Source organism: Buttiauxella gaviniae ATCC 51604, assembly GCF_001654835.1.
Classification (GTDB): Bacteria; Pseudomonadota; Gammaproteobacteria; order Enterobacterales; family Enterobacteriaceae; genus Buttiauxella; species Buttiauxella gaviniae.
This window is the reverse complement of record NZ_LXEP01000001.1, coordinates 15978-30672: the sequence shown is the minus strand read 5'-3', so window position 1 is coordinate 30672 and position 14695 is coordinate 15978. Positions and strand designations below refer to the sequence as shown.

14 protein-coding genes, 1 tRNA gene and 2 pseudogenes are annotated in these 14695 nt (G+C 48.4%); 13 read left to right on the top strand and 4 right to left on the bottom strand.

Annotation, left to right across the window (positions count from 1 at the left end; all coding sequences use genetic code 11):
- Window positions 1-741: 741 nt before the first annotated feature.
- The 5 genes and pseudogenes from M977_RS00175 to M977_RS00155 all read left to right on the top strand — a co-directional run bounded on the left by M977_RS00175 (window position 742) and on the right by M977_RS00155 (window position 3688).
- Window positions 742-816: transfer RNA gene (locus M977_RS00175), tRNA-Asn, on the top strand.
- Between the two features lie 303 nt (window positions 817-1119).
- Window positions 1120-1668: a hypothetical protein gene (locus M977_RS00170; RefSeq protein ID WP_064511539.1), complete on the top strand. Its 549-nt coding sequence runs from the start codon at window positions 1120-1122 to the stop codon at window positions 1666-1668.
- Between the two features lie 165 nt (window positions 1669-1833).
- Window positions 1834-2490 (top strand): longin-like domain-containing protein, encoded by a 657-nt coding sequence (locus M977_RS00165; RefSeq protein WP_245163461.1) that lies wholly within the window; start codon window positions 1834-1836, stop codon window positions 2488-2490.
- A 122-nt stretch (window positions 2491-2612) separates the two neighbouring features.
- Window positions 2613-3376, top strand: a pseudogene (phoH, locus tag M977_RS00160) (phosphate starvation-inducible protein PhoH).
- Between the two features lie 66 nt (window positions 3377-3442).
- Complete coding sequence (locus M977_RS00155; RefSeq protein ID WP_064511538.1) at window positions 3443-3688, top strand: GrxA family glutaredoxin; 246 nt, start codon at window positions 3443-3445, stop codon at window positions 3686-3688.
- Between the two features lie 46 nt (window positions 3689-3734).
- Here M977_RS00155 and M977_RS25445 read toward each other — a convergent pair whose 3' ends face one another.
- A complete protein-coding gene (locus M977_RS25445; protein WP_167351074.1) occupies window positions 3735-3881 on the bottom strand; it encodes a hypothetical protein in 147 nt (48 codons plus the stop codon).
- The gene (locus M977_RS00150; protein WP_064511537.1) at window positions 3844-4389 is read right to left on the bottom strand and encodes a hypothetical protein; all 546 of its coding nucleotides are present in this window, start codon (window positions 4387-4389) and stop codon (window positions 3844-3846) included. Before M977_RS00150 ends, M977_RS25445 begins: the two co-directional genes overlap by 38 nt.
- Window positions 4390-4654: 265 nt before the next feature.
- On the opposite strand from M977_RS00150, the gene M977_RS00145 reads away from it, so the two are divergent.
- Complete coding sequence (locus M977_RS00145; RefSeq protein ID WP_064511579.1) at window positions 4655-5761, top strand: tyrosine-type recombinase/integrase; 1107 nt, start codon at window positions 4655-4657, stop codon at window positions 5759-5761.
- Here the strand turns inward: M977_RS00145 and M977_RS00140 are convergent.
- On the bottom strand, window positions 5753-6139 hold the full coding sequence (locus tag M977_RS00140) for a helix-turn-helix domain-containing protein (protein WP_064511536.1): 387 nt from the start codon (window positions 6137-6139) through the stop codon (window positions 5753-5755). The genes M977_RS00145 and M977_RS00140 overlap by 9 nt on opposite strands.
- A gap of 263 nt (window positions 6140-6402) precedes the next feature.
- Between M977_RS00140 and M977_RS00135 the strand changes: the two genes are divergently transcribed.
- From M977_RS00135 to M977_RS00115, 5 genes and pseudogenes are all read left to right on the top strand, one after another.
- Complete coding sequence (locus M977_RS00135; RefSeq protein WP_064511535.1) at window positions 6403-6615, top strand: hypothetical protein; 213 nt, start codon at window positions 6403-6405, stop codon at window positions 6613-6615.
- A gap of 109 nt (window positions 6616-6724) precedes the next feature.
- Window positions 6725-9085: a cobaltochelatase CobT-related protein gene (locus M977_RS00130; protein WP_064511534.1), complete on the top strand. Its 2361-nt coding sequence runs from the start codon at window positions 6725-6727 to the stop codon at window positions 9083-9085.
- 96 nt (window positions 9086-9181) lie between these two features.
- Window positions 9182-10417, top strand: coding sequence for an AAA family ATPase (locus M977_RS00125; protein ID WP_064511533.1), 1236 nt, complete (start codon window positions 9182-9184; stop codon window positions 10415-10417).
- A 72-nt stretch (window positions 10418-10489) separates the two neighbouring features.
- Window positions 10490-11509 (top strand): annotated as a pseudogene (locus M977_RS24080) (helix-hairpin-helix domain-containing protein); the annotation flags it as partial.
- On the top strand, window positions 11506-11949 hold the full coding sequence (locus M977_RS00115) for a DUF7740 domain-containing protein (protein ID WP_002213143.1): 444 nt from the start codon (window positions 11506-11508) through the stop codon (window positions 11947-11949). The pseudogene M977_RS24080 and the gene M977_RS00115, both read left to right, overlap by 4 nt.
- 37 nt (window positions 11950-11986) lie before the next feature.
- Here the strand turns inward: M977_RS00115 and M977_RS00110 are convergent, their stop codons facing one another.
- The gene (locus M977_RS00110; protein ID WP_167351073.1) at window positions 11987-12952 is read right to left on the bottom strand and encodes a DUF4365 domain-containing protein; all 966 of its coding nucleotides are present in this window, start codon (window positions 12950-12952) and stop codon (window positions 11987-11989) included.
- A 143-nt stretch (window positions 12953-13095) separates the two neighbouring features.
- Between M977_RS00110 and M977_RS00105 the strand changes: the two genes are divergently transcribed.
- Window positions 13096-13527 carry a hypothetical protein gene (locus M977_RS00105; RefSeq protein WP_064511532.1) on the top strand — a complete coding sequence of 144 codons (432 nt, stop codon included), beginning with the start codon at window positions 13096-13098 and terminating at the stop codon, window positions 13525-13527.
- Between the two features lie 119 nt (window positions 13528-13646).
- Window positions 13647-14675 (top strand): hypothetical protein, encoded by a 1029-nt coding sequence (locus M977_RS00100; RefSeq protein ID WP_004110098.1) that lies wholly within the window; start codon window positions 13647-13649, stop codon window positions 14673-14675.
- The last annotated feature ends 20 nt before the right edge of the window (window positions 14676-14695 follow it).

Genomic DNA, 14695 nt, shown 5'->3' with positions numbered 1-14695 from the left:
ACTTACTTATTTATTTATTATAAGATTCATTTGTTTTCGTTGAGACGCGACTGTTTGAACGTTAAATATAACTGCAAACGAAGATTCGTACCTGGCAGTAGCCTAAGAAGCCAAACACCAGCGAGGTCAGTTTCCAGCCTCGTCACCGAAATGGGACACACTGAGCGAGTGTGATTGCAGAACGCAGGATAGGGCATGTTGCACCACCCATGCCCTATTCGATGAAGTAACAGGATGGGCGGTTGGTTTCCTCATTCCATTCCATCATCCCGGTTTCAGCCAGCTGACCGTCCATCCTGTTACGTCATTTCCATTACTTATGTCGTTTAATCTTGGGTTAAAAGCGGCGACGTAACCCGGCTGGCTTGGTTAGCCAGCGCACAACGTTGAGGTCACTGTTTTTCTTTTAATCATACAGGTGATTCCACAGAGCTGTAGTGACTGATCAATATGTTGGGGCGAACATAAATCGGCTCAGTGGCCTCAACGTTGTGAAAGCAGGATTCGTTAACCCTCTGGTGAAATCATTGTTGCCTATATCGCCCCTGGTTTCACAACATGGATGATTCCATACATCTAATAAGATCGAAGAATCTGGCGGCCATCAACCGCCGAGAAAGATTCCAGATCTTTGCTCTATGTGAGCGAGCCACAAGCCTCGTCTGGCACTAACGTAAAGTGCAAGTTGCGGGAAAGTTCTTGGTTACTTGGTTGTCCATGAACAAGTACCGCCGCGAAAAGGATGGTGTAGCTCAGTGGTAGAGCTGTTGACTGTTAATCAACTGGTCGGTGGTTCGAGTCCACCCACCATCGCCAACACAGCGCTGAACGGTTTGGAGTTCGCCACCACCGTCCGAACGGAAAGACTCCGCAAATGTCGCCAGACCGTTCAGCGCTGTGATAGACACGGCAGACGTTCTTAACCATTGTTTCTTAGCATCGTAGCAACACTTTTTTAGCGCAAAAATCAAAGGGGCTTAGGCCCCTTTTTTGCTGGGTTGACTCCAGAATATTTCCACGTATGGTTTTACCACCTTTGGGCCTTCATTTAGCGACGGTAGCATTAGACTACCTGCATGTGGGTGATAGGATGTGGCAGTAAAGCATGGAGATAAACCAATGAAAGAGCGCAACCTCAATATTCTCGCCTCTCTGGTGATCGCGCTCGCTCTAACGGGATGTAACGAGTCTGAAGTAGATAAAATTACACTGATAGGCCAAGACAAAAACTCCCTTGAGAGCCAGTACAAAACCCATTTTGAAAAACGAACCCCAAATATCGAAGCCTTCGCTCTGTTCGATAAAACTGCGGCTGAAGGCAAGGAGCCACATACCACTGGTGGATTAATTGACGGCAAAGTTGAGTCGAGCATGACGACTAACGTCGGCAAATATACCTTTATGCAGCTCGACGAAATGCTTACGAAAGAATACGGGAAGCCGGTTGCCACTAAAGATCAGGTATTTGATGAAACAACCTTGAATGGATTGGAATGCGCCAAGACAATGTCATGTGCAGCGGGTAAGTATTATGAGGTATTCCGCGGCAAAGAGCGCCTGATCATGATGATAAACGGTGCCGGTTTCATGAATAAAGATGAAGGTGTCACTATTCTGACCTTCACTGATAAACACTTAAAAATGGCACGTCTGGAACAAGACAAATGAAATTTATGACGAGCCTAAAATCATTTGCACAGCGAGGTTAATGTGGGAAGCAGCAGAGACGACTTTAATGCTCAAGTAAAAAAAATTCTGGCGAATAGAGCCGGGCATCGATGCTCATACCAGCCATGTAATCAGGTCACGATTGGCCCTGACGGTTTAAACCCTATGGGAAGCGTAAACAGTGGCGAAGCGGCACATATTACCGCTGCAGCTGCTGGAGGGCCACGATACGACCCAAACATGACATCTGAAGAGAGAAAAAGCATCTCTAATGGCATCTGGATGTGTGCATACCATGCCGGGCTTATCGACAATGACCACCATTCCTATTCTGTTGAACAGTTGAAAAATTGGAAGGAGATTGCTGAGGCGAAACAAGCCGAATTACAAAGAATATCCCAGCAGCTCACTCAACCTCAGTACAGTGATAGGGACATAGGCATTCTTAAACAATTCACCGATAAGTTGAATTTTAACTATCTGTGGACATTGGAAAATGAACCTTTCAGAGCAGTTATCCCAGAGGCTGTTATATACCCTCTTGACTGGATTGAGAGCACGGTAAGTAACCCGTTTTCTTCATTTAATGACCGATTTTTAGAGCAAATCAGATTAGAACTGAACCAAAAGGTAGATAACTTTTTTCGGTTGTTCAAAAGATTTTGTGCCGGTCTGAACTACATCGATATTTCCCAAGTCCGCCGCGAGGCTCCGGGAGAGTTAGAGCGCTACTATCAGTACATAGAAGACACTCGTGATCTTGCACGAGATATCTGCCTAACAGCACGAAAACTGTTGGATGTTCGCGCCAGACTAGAGTAACTGCACATCCAATGACCCTCAGTTCTCATTATGAGGGTCTTATAAAAACAAGTGATAGGTAATGACTTACCTATCACTTGTGGGGTATAGTTCTTTCAGTTACTCACTTGAAAGGACTCAATATGGGAAACAAACGTAAACAGGCGCGTCGCGCAGCTCGTCAGGCACTGAACGCATCCACGGCTACGAAATTGACACAATCATCGTTGACGAGCTGGCTGCCGCCCCTGCTCTGCCACCAAAACCTAAACGCGACAACTCCCCCATCGAAGCGCGTAACGAGGCTCAGGCCCACTATCTTATCTCCCTCGATACCAAACCTCTGACGTTCGCCACTGGTGAAGCCGGTTGCGGCAAGACCTACCTGGCTGCTGCCGTCGCAGCGCAGCGTCTGCTGGATAAGGAAGTCGGGAAGATCATCGTGACGCGTCCGGTATTGCAAGCAGAAGAAGATCTGGGCTTCCTTCCGGGCGACATGAGCGAGAAGTTCGCTCCGTTCTTCCGGCCCGTCTATGACGTGCTACAGAAGCGTTTGGGTGGCTCGTTCCTTGAATATTGCTTAAAGCCAGAGGTGGCCAAAGTAGAGATTGCCCCCTTCGCTTACATGCGTGGACGCACGTTCGAGAACGCTGTAGTCATTCTTGATGAGGCGCAAAACGTTACGGCGTCACAAATGAAAATGTTCCTGACCCGTATGGGTGAGAACGTAACCGTCATTGTTAACGGGGATGTGACGCAATGCGACCTGCCAGCCAATGTTAAGTCTGGTCTGGAAGATGCACTGGAGCGTTTTAAACCTTCCTCCCATGTTGGCCTTATTGAGTCTGCGACCGAAGACTGCGTGCGTTCTGAACTATGCAAAGTTGCACTGGAAGCCTATCAGTAAGGGAAAGCCAATAATCTGGTCACTGGAAGGCTATTTTCTCAAGCAGCAGCTGTACGAGGTGAAGTGATGAAGGTCGTTATCTACGGACGCGATAATTGCTCATACTGTAAACGTGCGGTCGAGCTGGCGAAGCAGCTGCACGGCCACGACTTTGGCGATTATGAATACATCGATATTGTGTCTGCCGGGATCGACAAAGAGAAGTTGAGCGACTTGGTTGGCAAGCCGGTGGAGACCATACCGCAGGTGTTAGTAAATGGTGAGCATATCGGGGGTTATACGGAGTTTGCGGCGTTGGTGAGTACGCTATAAAACAAAAAAGGCCCAAATGGGCCTTTTCATAACTGCTAGCGAATGATTACAGTGGTTTAAAGACCACTTCACCCTTGCGTTCAGCTTCAGCTTTAGCGGTCATGAACTGTTTCATCATTTCGACTTTGCTAGCATGGATCGCTTTGAAATCAATCTTACCCTTGTTCTGAGTAGTGTTGTGTTCGTATCGCATAGGAAGCTCCGTCATTTGAGTAAGTTAGGCCACGTTCTCGTGTAAGCCTCTTCACATATCTTTCGTATGTGGCTATCAATTCTTCGCGTTCTGCTGCAAAGAACAAAATTTGTATACCTTCATTGTCGGCAACTTTGATCATGAAGTCAACTAATGTACCGTAAAGATACTGTAGCTCACTCAGAGTAAGACTAAAAGAACCTTCGGGTTTTGCAAACACGTTAATTGGTTCTTCGCCAACAAATGGATTCTGTAATTGTTCCTGCTCCCTGTCAAGTTGAACCATGTCGACAAAGCTAACAACGGATACACATAACGTATAAACATCGGCTCCCAACATACCGTGCATGGTTTCCGCGGCAACAGGATCTAATGAAGGTGGGCAGAAGACTAAACGGTACTGAGCTTTACGAGCTTCATTGCCTGAAAAAACAAACTCTATATCTAGGTAGGACAGACCGCCAGGAAGCGAAGCCAAGCCTGGGGTTACTAACTTATGCGAGTGCATCTACCTTGAATCCCTTATTATTACTATAAGTCGGCGTATTGTACCCTAACCCACGTTCATATGCATGGTTATGCCTCTTTTGAGGTCTGGCTAAAACGATACTCCCAACATCTTCAGATTTAAAGAAATCGACCTCTAATGATTCCATACTTAATAGGTATGGAATCATTAGTCAAAAACGGCTATTTTGGTGTCAATCCAATAAAAATTACGCCTGATTTGCTGATGATGTATACAGAAAAAGGCTTCGCTCAGTGAGTGGATGATGAAAAATACCTTTGATAAAGCACGCGCAGCTGAAAACACCTCTCGGGAAGCCATCGAGTACCTCGAACGCACTTCCGGTTTGTCGGCAGTGTCGACCGCCAATTTCGACGGAGACATGTCGTTTTCTTCCGCCTTCATGTTATTCACTCGCTTATCTTTACTGATAACGAGACGTAGACCTGAAATAGCCGTTCATTGTGTATTGATACATGTAATGCCGCGTATCTCTGAAGTAAAGGTAAGTGATATAAGTAGGCTCTTGGTTAACCAACTGGTGAACCCACTGATACTGGAAGGCAAGATCGTCCAGGGCAGACGCGTGTTCTCCCTGATGAAACAGTTCCTGAGTTGGTGCGCCTTTCAGGGGCTGATTGATACATCGCCGTTGAATGATATGTCGCTCAATAGAGTTGCCGGTGGCGCGAAGCCAGAACCACGCGAACGTAAGCTTACCGACGCCGAGGTCTGGGTGTTCTGGAACGTCTGGGATTACTTCAACGTGTGCGAAGGTACAAAGTGGGCGGCCAGGCTCTGTCTTGTCGCTGCCAGACGACCCGATGAAGTGCTCCGGGCCAGAAAGGATGAGTTCAACCTTCAACGTGATATATGGAATCAAGGTACGAGAAACAAATCGGCCAGACAGCACGCACTGCCGTTAAGTCCATTGATGCGTCAATGCGTAGAAGAGTTGTTCGAGTACGGGAAAGGCAGTCAGTGGCTCGTTCCTTCGAATAAGAAGAAGGGCGTGGATACGCCAATGTCTAAGGTGGCCATTGCCCAGGCACTGAGAAGGATACTGGAACGACCTGAGTTGATGGAGGTTGAGTCATTCACCCCACGCGATCTGAGACGTACAGCGCGTAGTTATTTCCCTGCTCTGGGGATTAATCAGGAGGTGGCCCGTAAGATTATGAACCACAGTCTTGAAGGGATAGATCGCGTCTATGATCGCCACGATTATATGGATGAGATGCGAGACGCCTTGAACAACTTCTCGACGTACATCGCATCTATCGTTAATCAAACAGACTTAGACGAGATAGACCACAAATTCAAGGGAGATCGTCTAGCCACCGAACTTATTCGTGTAAATTTCTCACAGTGACTTGATGGCCTCTACCACCTTTTCTGACGCACCCTGTTGACCGTTAAAACGGTTACGGAACGCTTCTAGGACGAGTTTTTCATCAGCGGAGAGAGGTGCAGTGCCCTCTTCGCGAAAAAACTCAAGCAGCTCAGGATGACGTTCTTCCAGAACCATCAGCATCAGTCGAACCGGATCTGCATCCAGCGCTTCGGCCAAAGCTCGAACCTTATCTACTGGAAGTGGGATTTTGCCGCTTTTGATAAGAGACAGGTTATTGGCGTTTTTATAGCCCACTTCTTTCGCGATAGTAGCCTGACTTTTCGGCGAGATTGTGATTAAAGAGTTAATGTAAGCTGCGTAGCGACCTTGTTTGATATCTGTTTCGTTGGTAGCCATGTAGTGAACCTTGCGTGTTTTGTTTATCTCTGGTAAGTGCTTACTGATATTACAGCAAAGGCCAGAGTTGTAAAGACTTATCTATTTAATTTCGATAGGCACAAAACCCCGGAATATCGCCATTATACTATGGTTTTTAGGCAATTATTCACTATTCGCTTACAGAAAAAAGTAAGACGCATCTGATATATGTGCATTCCATATTGATACAATAGGTAGTAGTATTGCCGAACTTTCAAATGTGTTCAGTTGGATGATATGAAATGAAAAATATAACTTCTAAATTGACCGCCCTTGAGGTTGGGCACGCATATGCGATTGGACTGGATGGCGTTGCGACGATCCTGACAGAGCTAGAATCTGAAGAGTTTCCCGTGGAGATGGTTGATACGACGGTTTTCACTTTTGAGCTAAAAAATAAACATTTCACTCTCATCAATACTGGTTGCGGCTCCCTTGCCGTGAGAACCATTTAACACACATTTCTGCCGATAGAAGCCTGTACGAACAGCTTAGTCGCCTGTTCGTACAGTGATAAATTACGCACATCAGAAAACAAATTGTTTTAATAACAAGGAAATTTTCATGTCCAAAGCCATGACCAGATCTGTGCTGAAAGAGGTACAGGACTTCCGCGACTGCGTAAAACGAGTTGTAGCGATGCTATCAGGCAAACAGATACCTGTTGCAGAGCGAGGCAATGAAGCATATGTCCGCTACAACCGCCGCGGCGAACCAGTGCTGGTAAACATCCCATCTATACCGGACGACGCGTCGCCAACCCTCATGAACGCAGTACGTGGTTTTCTCGACCATGAGGTAGCCCATATCCTCTTTACTGATCCGAAAGTCGCAATGAAAATGCGCGAGAGAGGAAAGGCTCCGTCTACCGGGCTTTGGAACGCGCTGGAAGACGTTTTTATTGAACGCAGAATAGGACAGGTATTCAACGGAACCCGTCGCAATTTGCTGGCCACACAGAACCTGGTGATCGACAAATACTTCAAGGGCAAAGTGTCAGAGGCGGTTTCAATCTGCCACGGCAACCAGCGTGAATTGTTCCTGAAATTCTTCCTTTGCCCTGTCGTCCGCGCCTGGGATGGCCAAAGCCCTTTCATCGACTTTATGGAAGAACACTGGCACCTCATCGAGAAGCCTGTAGCCTTGCTCAAAGAGCATGGTATCGACGTGGCCGTTCGCAATATGTCGAACACAGAAGACTGCGTGAAGGTCGCAGCTGCTATCGCCCAAATCATGCAGGATATGAAAGACAAGCCAGAGGGCAAATTACCAGAGCTTAAATCTTCTGCTAGGAAGCCGTCGAAGAGTGAGGACACCCCAGAAGCCGGTGACGAACCGACTCATAGTGAATCAGCACCAAAGCGCACCAAAGGCGAAGGCGAAGACGACGACAAGGAAGAGCAAGAAGATGATGCCTCAGAAGAGGAAGAGTCTGGGGATTCTGATTTGCCCGAATCAGTAGATAAGGACTTACCTACAGAAGATAAAGAAATTAGTGATACAGAAAGTAAATATACAGAAGCAGGCGAAGAGGAATCAGGAGACACCCCAGAATCCGATGATGCCGACATGGAATCAGGTGATTCTGATGACGAAGGTGGTAGTGATGACACTGGCTCTCCAACACCTGGTGATGGCATTCGCGAAGACGCCGATGACTCCGATGGTTATGGCTCTGGAGCCGCTGGTGATAGTGATAGTGATGACGGCGAAGACTCCGATGCCGGTCATGGGGAGTCCGAAGGAGAAGGCGAAGAGGAAGATGACGCCGCCGATCACACAGACGGCGAAGGCAAAGAAAATGAGGATGCTGCGGAAGCGCCTGAAGACAGTGAGTCAGGCTTTGTTCCTGCTCCGGATGAAATGACTCTGGAGGACGCACTCAACGCGCTCGACGAGATGGAAGAAGGAACAGGCGAAATGACCGAAGACGCACTGTCGGCCACCATCAGCAAAGAGCTTATGAGCACCTCACTTTCTGAGTATCGCCCATACGATCGTTCATACGACTTTATCGGGTTGATTGATGAGGCTGAAGAGCATGTAAAACGCACCAGAAAGACGTTCGGCGCAATCCCAATGCACTCACCGGTCGATCGCTACCGCATGGTTCCGGAAGGTAGAAAGCTATTTGAACTGAAAATCGAAAAACATCTGTCAGCAGGCGTTTCTTCGACTCTGGCCAAAGACCTGGAGCGAGCCATCGCCAGCCGCAACCGAGTTCAGTTTATCCCAGGCCAGAGACGTGGGCGGATACATGGCGCGAACCTGTATCGTCTGGCAATGAACGACGACCGAGTGTTCCGCAAGAAAGAAGACCACAGAGCGGTGAACGCGTGCGTCCAGCAGGTGATCGACTTGTCCGGCTCAATGGGTGGCAGGAAGATTCAACTGGCGCTCGCCAGCGCCTACACCATTGCGGATGCTCTAGATCGTATCAATGTGCCTAACATCATCACCGGCTTTACCACGTTTGGTAGCCCTGATTATGAAACCATGTCGAAGCGCGGGTTTACACGTTTCGAGGCGCTCATGCTGCCCATTATCAAAAACTGGAATGAGAAAGCTAACTCTCCAGAGATCCGCGCCCGGATGGGCTGCGTGTGTGAGACGTTCCCCCAGCTCAATAACGTCGATGGTGAGAGCGTCGCGCAGCTGGCGACTCTGTTTGCAGGGCGAATGGAGGACAAGAAGATCATGCTGGTTATGAGCGACGGGGCGCCATGTGCTGCAGGCGATGGGTTCCATCAGCATTTGCGAACCATCACCAAAGAAATTGAGACGTTAAGTGACATCGATTTGATGGCTATCGGCGTTCTGACCGACGCACCACGGCGTTACTACAAAAATTACGCACTGGTAAACAGCGTAGAAGAGTTAGGGCCGTCAGTCGTCACTGAGCTAGCTCGTATCATTCTTTGGTAATATTTTTACCCGTAAAAATAAGTAATCACTTACTATGCAGCCTAATATATTTATATAAGATATACCCCACGAACGACAAACAGTAAGGAAAAACACATGACCGCTACTGCACTACAGCAAGAAGAACATTTGCCGGAAGCCATCGTCTGCAAGTGGTGTGGCAAATCCTTTCATTACCTGAAATCCCATATCTCTATGGGCCGTTGCGAGAACATTCCTGAGTCCGCAAAGGGTCTGGACGTGGACGAAGTGGTGAAAATGTACACCTCTGCGTTTCCGGATGAACCAACGATCTCTCGCACGGCACTGGCCAAACTCAATGAGAAGCGTGCCGAAAAACATTCAGGCGAAGGAGAAGTAGCGGAGATTAGCGCACATCCGGGCTACGCAGGAACGGTCGAATACAAGACCGAACTGGTGGCCGCGCACGAGCTGCTTGGCGTAACGATCAAAGAGCTGGGAACGCCACGCGGAAAGCCACTACAGGTGACAGTCAACGTCAACACGCCATATCCGGAGTTCGTACCGGAAGCGAAGAAGAACTATGTGTATGGCGACTTCGACCTGATTAAAGACATCTTCATGATGCTGGAAATCGGAATCCCAGGCTATCTCTGGGGTCACGCAGGAACCGGTAAATCCTCGTTGCCTACGCAGCTATGCGCCCTGCTGAATCGACCACTGATCCGCGCCCAGCATACGGCGTCTATGGAAGAGGCACACGTTACAGGCCAGATCCTCGCTCGCGATGGCTCCACCTACTTCGAGCCGGGTTTGCTGGCGCTGGCGATGAAAAATGGCTGGGTGTACCTCGCTGATGAATATGACTTCGCGTTCCCGCAGATTCTGGGTGTGTACCAGCCAGTTCTTGAAGGAGAACCGCTGATCATCAAAGAGGCAACTCCGGACTGGCGCCGTATCACTCCGCATAAACGCTTTGCCTTCATTGGCACTGGCAACACTAACGGCTCTGGCGACGAAACGGGTCTCTATCAAGGTACGAACATCCAGAACGCGGCGAACTTCTCGCGCTTCGGTATTGTTTCGAACGTGAAGTACATGAGCACTAAGGCTGAAGTCAACATGCTGGCTGAGGCTGGCGTCATCCGCGAATACGCCGAGAAGATGGTGAAATTCGCGAACCTTGTCCGTGAAGGTTATGAACAGCATCTGATCAGCCAGCCAATCGGCCCTCGCGAGCTGCTGCTGTCCGCAAAAATCGGAATGATGCGCGGTGATTTCTCTGCCGGCATCGAAAAGTCGTTTATCAATAAACTTCCATCCACGTCTGCACAGGCAGCGCGTGAAGTGGTTCAGAAGATCTTCGGTTAATCGTGCGTAAAGGATGTTTCGGCTCTCTTATCGCAGCGTCTGGAACTGGCCGGGCTTGTCTGGCGTGTCCAGATAAAGACACATTACCCTGCTGAGTTCTTCGCCGCTGCGCTCACCATTCTGGGCGAGGATAAGCACCAGGGGCTGGTTAAGGATGCGCTAACCTATGGCATTCGTGTATTGCCACCAGACGTTAACGTGTCATCTAACCGAATTGAGATCCGCACGCTGGAAGACGGCAGCCAGGTTCTGTATGCGCCATTCTCTGCTGTGAAAGGCTGCTCTGAGAACGGATGCCAGGCCATCATGAGAGCACGTGAGAAAGTTGGCGGAAAATTCGAATCGCTGGCGCAATTCGAGGAAGCGGTCGAGAAGCGTGCATGTAACAGCCGGGTACGAGAGTCACTGCAAAAAGTAGGTGCGTTCGCATCGATTGAGCCTGGCAGTCTGCCAGCGACAGATACGGAACGTCTGCGCGACCAGGCAGAGCTGATGGGCAATCTGGTGATCGACGCTGTAAAAGCCTCTCGACCATTCGAGATGAACCCTAAGCGCTCTGCCGAAGTGAATGTACTGATGACTCGCATGGCGGCCGAAATGGGTCTGGGAGACGACCTGATACGTCCGAGCATTGGCATTAAGCCGAAATTAATGGTCATTCTGGACAATGCGAACGGCAATGATGGGCGTACCGGTTACTTCATGGAGAACGGCTACGACGACTTTAAGGCGCAATTGCTTACTGCAGGCGATCTGCGCATGGGCGATCTCTACGTCACCGGCGTGTGCAAAAAGGTGAAGGACAAAGAGAAGGACTACACCAAAGACGAGATCGGCCAGTTCACAGACTTTATGCGTGAAGAGATCAATCTGGTGCGTCCGACCTATGTGCTGACGTGTGGCAGCCGGGCGACCTCGCTCTTCAACAACAAAAGCAAACCATCCGACCTGATTGGGCGCAAAGAGTATCTGCCGGAGCTGGATGTGACCGTTTTCTACGGATTTAACCCGAACATTTTGTACTTTCGCCCAGAGGAAGGCGAAAAGCTGGAAGCAATTCTGGCAGAGGTAGCGGAGACTATTAGTAAATGAACAAAGAGAACACCATGAACGAGGCACAGAAGATTGCACAAGCGCTGGCAGCTATCCCAGCGGATTTTCAGGATAAAGCAGTTGCGGCCACCATGCGGTCGCAGTTCTGGGAAATCATCGACTGCCCGGTCACGTTAGATCTGGCGCTGGCGTTCGCAGGGCTGGATGGTGCCGATAAAGTCAGTCGTCTGCGCAAATGTGCCAGAGCGCTGGCGCTTAAAACGCAAGATCCGAAGGCGTGCCAGTATCTGCTGGAGATCTACGAATCGGATAACCCAGAGGAACAGTTGGAGGCGTTCAAAGTGTTCCGCAATCGGCTGGTACTGAAGGTGGCCAAAGAGTTTATGGAAGTGAACAAGATTGGCGATGTGAGACAGTACAGGCTGAAACGCCAGACCAGAGTCACCCTATCCAACATTTTTGGTAAGAAGGTCGCTTAATATAATAAACAGGCCCGTTATATAACGGGCCTTTTAGTTAACGAATTCTATTTTTAACTAGTATAGGATGGAGTTTGTTATTTATAGGGGAATACGGATCGAAATCACTCATCATGACACTATTTGATTCGCACGCCTGTTCAAAGGCATACATAATTTTAGGCATATAGCGCTCATGACATTTTTTAAGTGATTTAACTTCCTCTGATAGATACTCTAGTCGATTGTTACCTCTAATAGCCAATTCCACCTCATCATATGAGTCCAACAAATCGTTTAAATCACGAAAAAAATCGAAAGTTGGTAGTCCCTGTTTTAAATTCCCGTCCACAATTGTTTCTTCAAAGAATCCCCCTAATGAAGTAATTCTTCTCTCAATACCTTCGCATCGTTTAATGATCTTCAGATCTTCACTAGATAGCCATAATCTAAGCCATTTCTCTCTATCCCTTGGAGATTTCAGATACTGGTCTTCGTTAAATGACACTGCTGTGCTTCCGGTGTCATTATCACCAGCAGTACCTAATAATGATGCGATGGTTTGTTTGTCTAAATGCCGCCAGTAAATATCTGGTTCTTCAAGCTTATTATCTTCGTTTAGACAAATTAAAACGATCACTATAGGGAAATCGCATTCCCCCCAATACTTTAAATTTTTATAGGGGATCTGTACTCCTAGACTACTACTCATTGTGCGTGAGGTGGTTTTTACCTGAACGCCAATAAACATACCGGTAGAAAGTTCATTTTCATAGATTTCAACCTGTGCATCCAACCCCATATCAATATCCAGCAGTCGACAAGGCCATTTGAAATAACGGGAAATCCAATAAGCAAATAAGTACTCACCAGCGTGTCCTTCTGCACTGGTCTTCGGATATGTCATGCCTTCAGTTTTATTTTTTTCTGCTTCTGACCTCGCAGTCTTAACTTTTGGGGGTGGGGACAGTTTTTTAGTCGGCACAGGCTTTTCTGCTTTTGCCTGATTTTTAGCTTTATTCATTGATTTCATTCTCACTTTGTTCTGTTCGCTCTATACCCTGATTCTGCTCTTTAGCCTCCATACTGTCTACCGCCAATCATAGCAGTAAATCTCTTTTTATTTGATACAATCAGATACATGAAAGTAAGCAGGAACCTATCAAAATGAGTACAGATATCTACGAAAAAATCATGTCCGATCTTGAATTCGACCGCGACAATCTGGAGGAAGTCTGGCGTCAGCAACCGCGCCTGTTGATGGAGTATGGCTCTGAGCTGGCGCGGGCAGAGCGTGAGGTCGCGGATGCAAAACTCTCCCTCGATGCGATTGAGGCAAAAATCTACGACAATGAGCGTAAGAACCTGAGCATGAACGGCATCAAGTTCAATGAATCCGTACTGGAGGCGAAGGTTAGAACCAACCCGCAATATCTCGCAAAGCGCCAGAAACTCGACGATGCCCGACACATTGCAGATCTGTACAAGCACGCTGTAGCCGCCTTCTCTCACCGCCGCGACATGATTGTCCAGGCGTCCAAAATGGCTATCGTGGAGATTGAACGTTTGGGCGCCGAACGTTTCCACTCCCCCCGTTAATTTATGCTAGATCATAAGTAAGTACTGATCTATCATTCTTCTCACTCGAAAGAGCCACGAATAAACGAACGCCCAACGCGCATAGCGCCAATGGCCACAATCACAACAAGGAGAAATACATGTCTAAGTCATTACTTGATCTGCTTAACAAGACCCGTGGCGATATTGCTTCTAAACGTGGCAATAACGTTGATTTGACCCGTCTGAAAGACGGCAATAACTATCTGCGCATTTTTCCGAACAAGGACGACCCGAATGGCGTGTTCTTCCAGACTTTCGGTATGCACTACGTTAAGCATCAGAATGAGGAAGGCAAAGATGTAACCACCGCCTACATCTGCGAACAGCACACCCACGGCCACGCTTGCCAGCTGTGTGAGATGGTTATGGAAGGTCGTGCTCGCTTTAAGGGCAACAAAGCGATGGAAGAGCGCATTAACAGTATGCGTGCTACACCGCGTTATCTGGTCAACGGTGTTTTGTCTGCGCGTGAAGACTTTGCGGACGCAGAGAAGTGCCAGCTGATTGAGCTGCCGTCTACGGTCTTCGACGATATCTGCAAAGTGATGTCCGAAGATATTGCTGATGATATCGGCAACCCACTGAGCAAAGAAGAAGGCTATGCGTTCCTGATTAAGCGTACCGGTTCCGGTCGTGACACCAAGTACGACGTATCCCCGAAACGTAAAGTCTACAAAGGCGACATTCCTGAGAAGCTATGGACTACTCAACACGATCTGATCGCATACGCGAACCAGGCTGACGAAACCCGTCTGCTGTCTACAGCTCGCACTATGGGTCGTCTGATTGGTATCGCGGCTCCGGCAGCAACAATGTCGTCTCCGGCCATTTCTTCCGCTGCAAAATCAGCCGCTGCTGAACTGCCAGGCTTTGGCTCTATCACTGGTCATACGGAAGGTGCAGCTGCTGTCGCTACAGCACACACTCCGGCTCCAGAGTCCACCAGCCTGGTTGATGAAGAGATCCTGCGTGCCGCTGAAGCTGAGTTCAAACCGGAAACTAAACCGGAAGAAGTTAAAGCTCCGGAAGCCGCCGCAGCTGCAAGTGCTTCAGCATCTGCTGCCGCTGCATCTGCACCAGCTGACGAAGGTCTCGATGACCTGCTGGCTGAACTGGACGCTCTGTAATCCCATAACGTGACCAGTAA

Excerpts from the sequence above, each read along its gene's own strand:
- M977_RS00125 (WP_064511533.1), top strand. The coding sequence starts at position 9,182 with ATGACCGCTACTGCACTACAGCAAGAAGAACATTTGCCGGAAGCCATC.
- M977_RS00170 (WP_064511539.1), top strand. The coding sequence starts at position 1,120 with ATGAAAGAGCGCAACCTCAATATTCTCGCCTCTCTGGTGATCGCGCTC.
- M977_RS00165 (WP_245163461.1), top strand. The coding sequence starts at position 1,834 with ATGGGAAGCGTAAACAGTGGCGAAGCGGCACATATTACCGCTGCAGCT.
- M977_RS00110 (WP_167351073.1), bottom strand. The coding sequence starts at position 12,952 with ATGAATAAAGCTAAAAATCAGGCAAAAGCAGAAAAGCCTGTGCCGACT.
- M977_RS00100 (WP_004110098.1), top strand. The coding sequence starts at position 13,647 with ATGTCTAAGTCATTACTTGATCTGCTTAACAAGACCCGTGGCGATATT.
- M977_RS00155 (WP_064511538.1), top strand. The coding sequence starts at position 3,443 with ATGAAGGTCGTTATCTACGGACGCGATAATTGCTCATACTGTAAACGT.
- M977_RS00115 (WP_002213143.1), top strand. The coding sequence starts at position 11,506 with ATGAACAAAGAGAACACCATGAACGAGGCACAGAAGATTGCACAAGCG.
- M977_RS00150 (WP_064511537.1), bottom strand. The coding sequence starts at position 4,389 with ATGCACTCGCATAAGTTAGTAACCCCAGGCTTGGCTTCGCTTCCTGGC.
- M977_RS00130 (WP_064511534.1), top strand. The coding sequence starts at position 6,725 with ATGTCCAAAGCCATGACCAGATCTGTGCTGAAAGAGGTACAGGACTTC.
- M977_RS00105 (WP_064511532.1), top strand. The coding sequence starts at position 13,096 with ATGAGTACAGATATCTACGAAAAAATCATGTCCGATCTTGAATTCGAC.
- M977_RS00145 (WP_064511579.1), top strand. The coding sequence starts at position 4,655 with ATGAAAAATACCTTTGATAAAGCACGCGCAGCTGAAAACACCTCTCGG.
- M977_RS00140 (WP_064511536.1), bottom strand. The coding sequence starts at position 6,139 with ATGGCTACCAACGAAACAGATATCAAACAAGGTCGCTACGCAGCTTAC.
- M977_RS25445 (WP_167351074.1), bottom strand. The coding sequence starts at position 3,881 with ATGCGATACGAACACAACACTACTCAGAACAAGGGTAAGATTGATTTC.
- M977_RS00135 (WP_064511535.1), top strand. The coding sequence starts at position 6,403 with ATGAAAAATATAACTTCTAAATTGACCGCCCTTGAGGTTGGGCACGCA.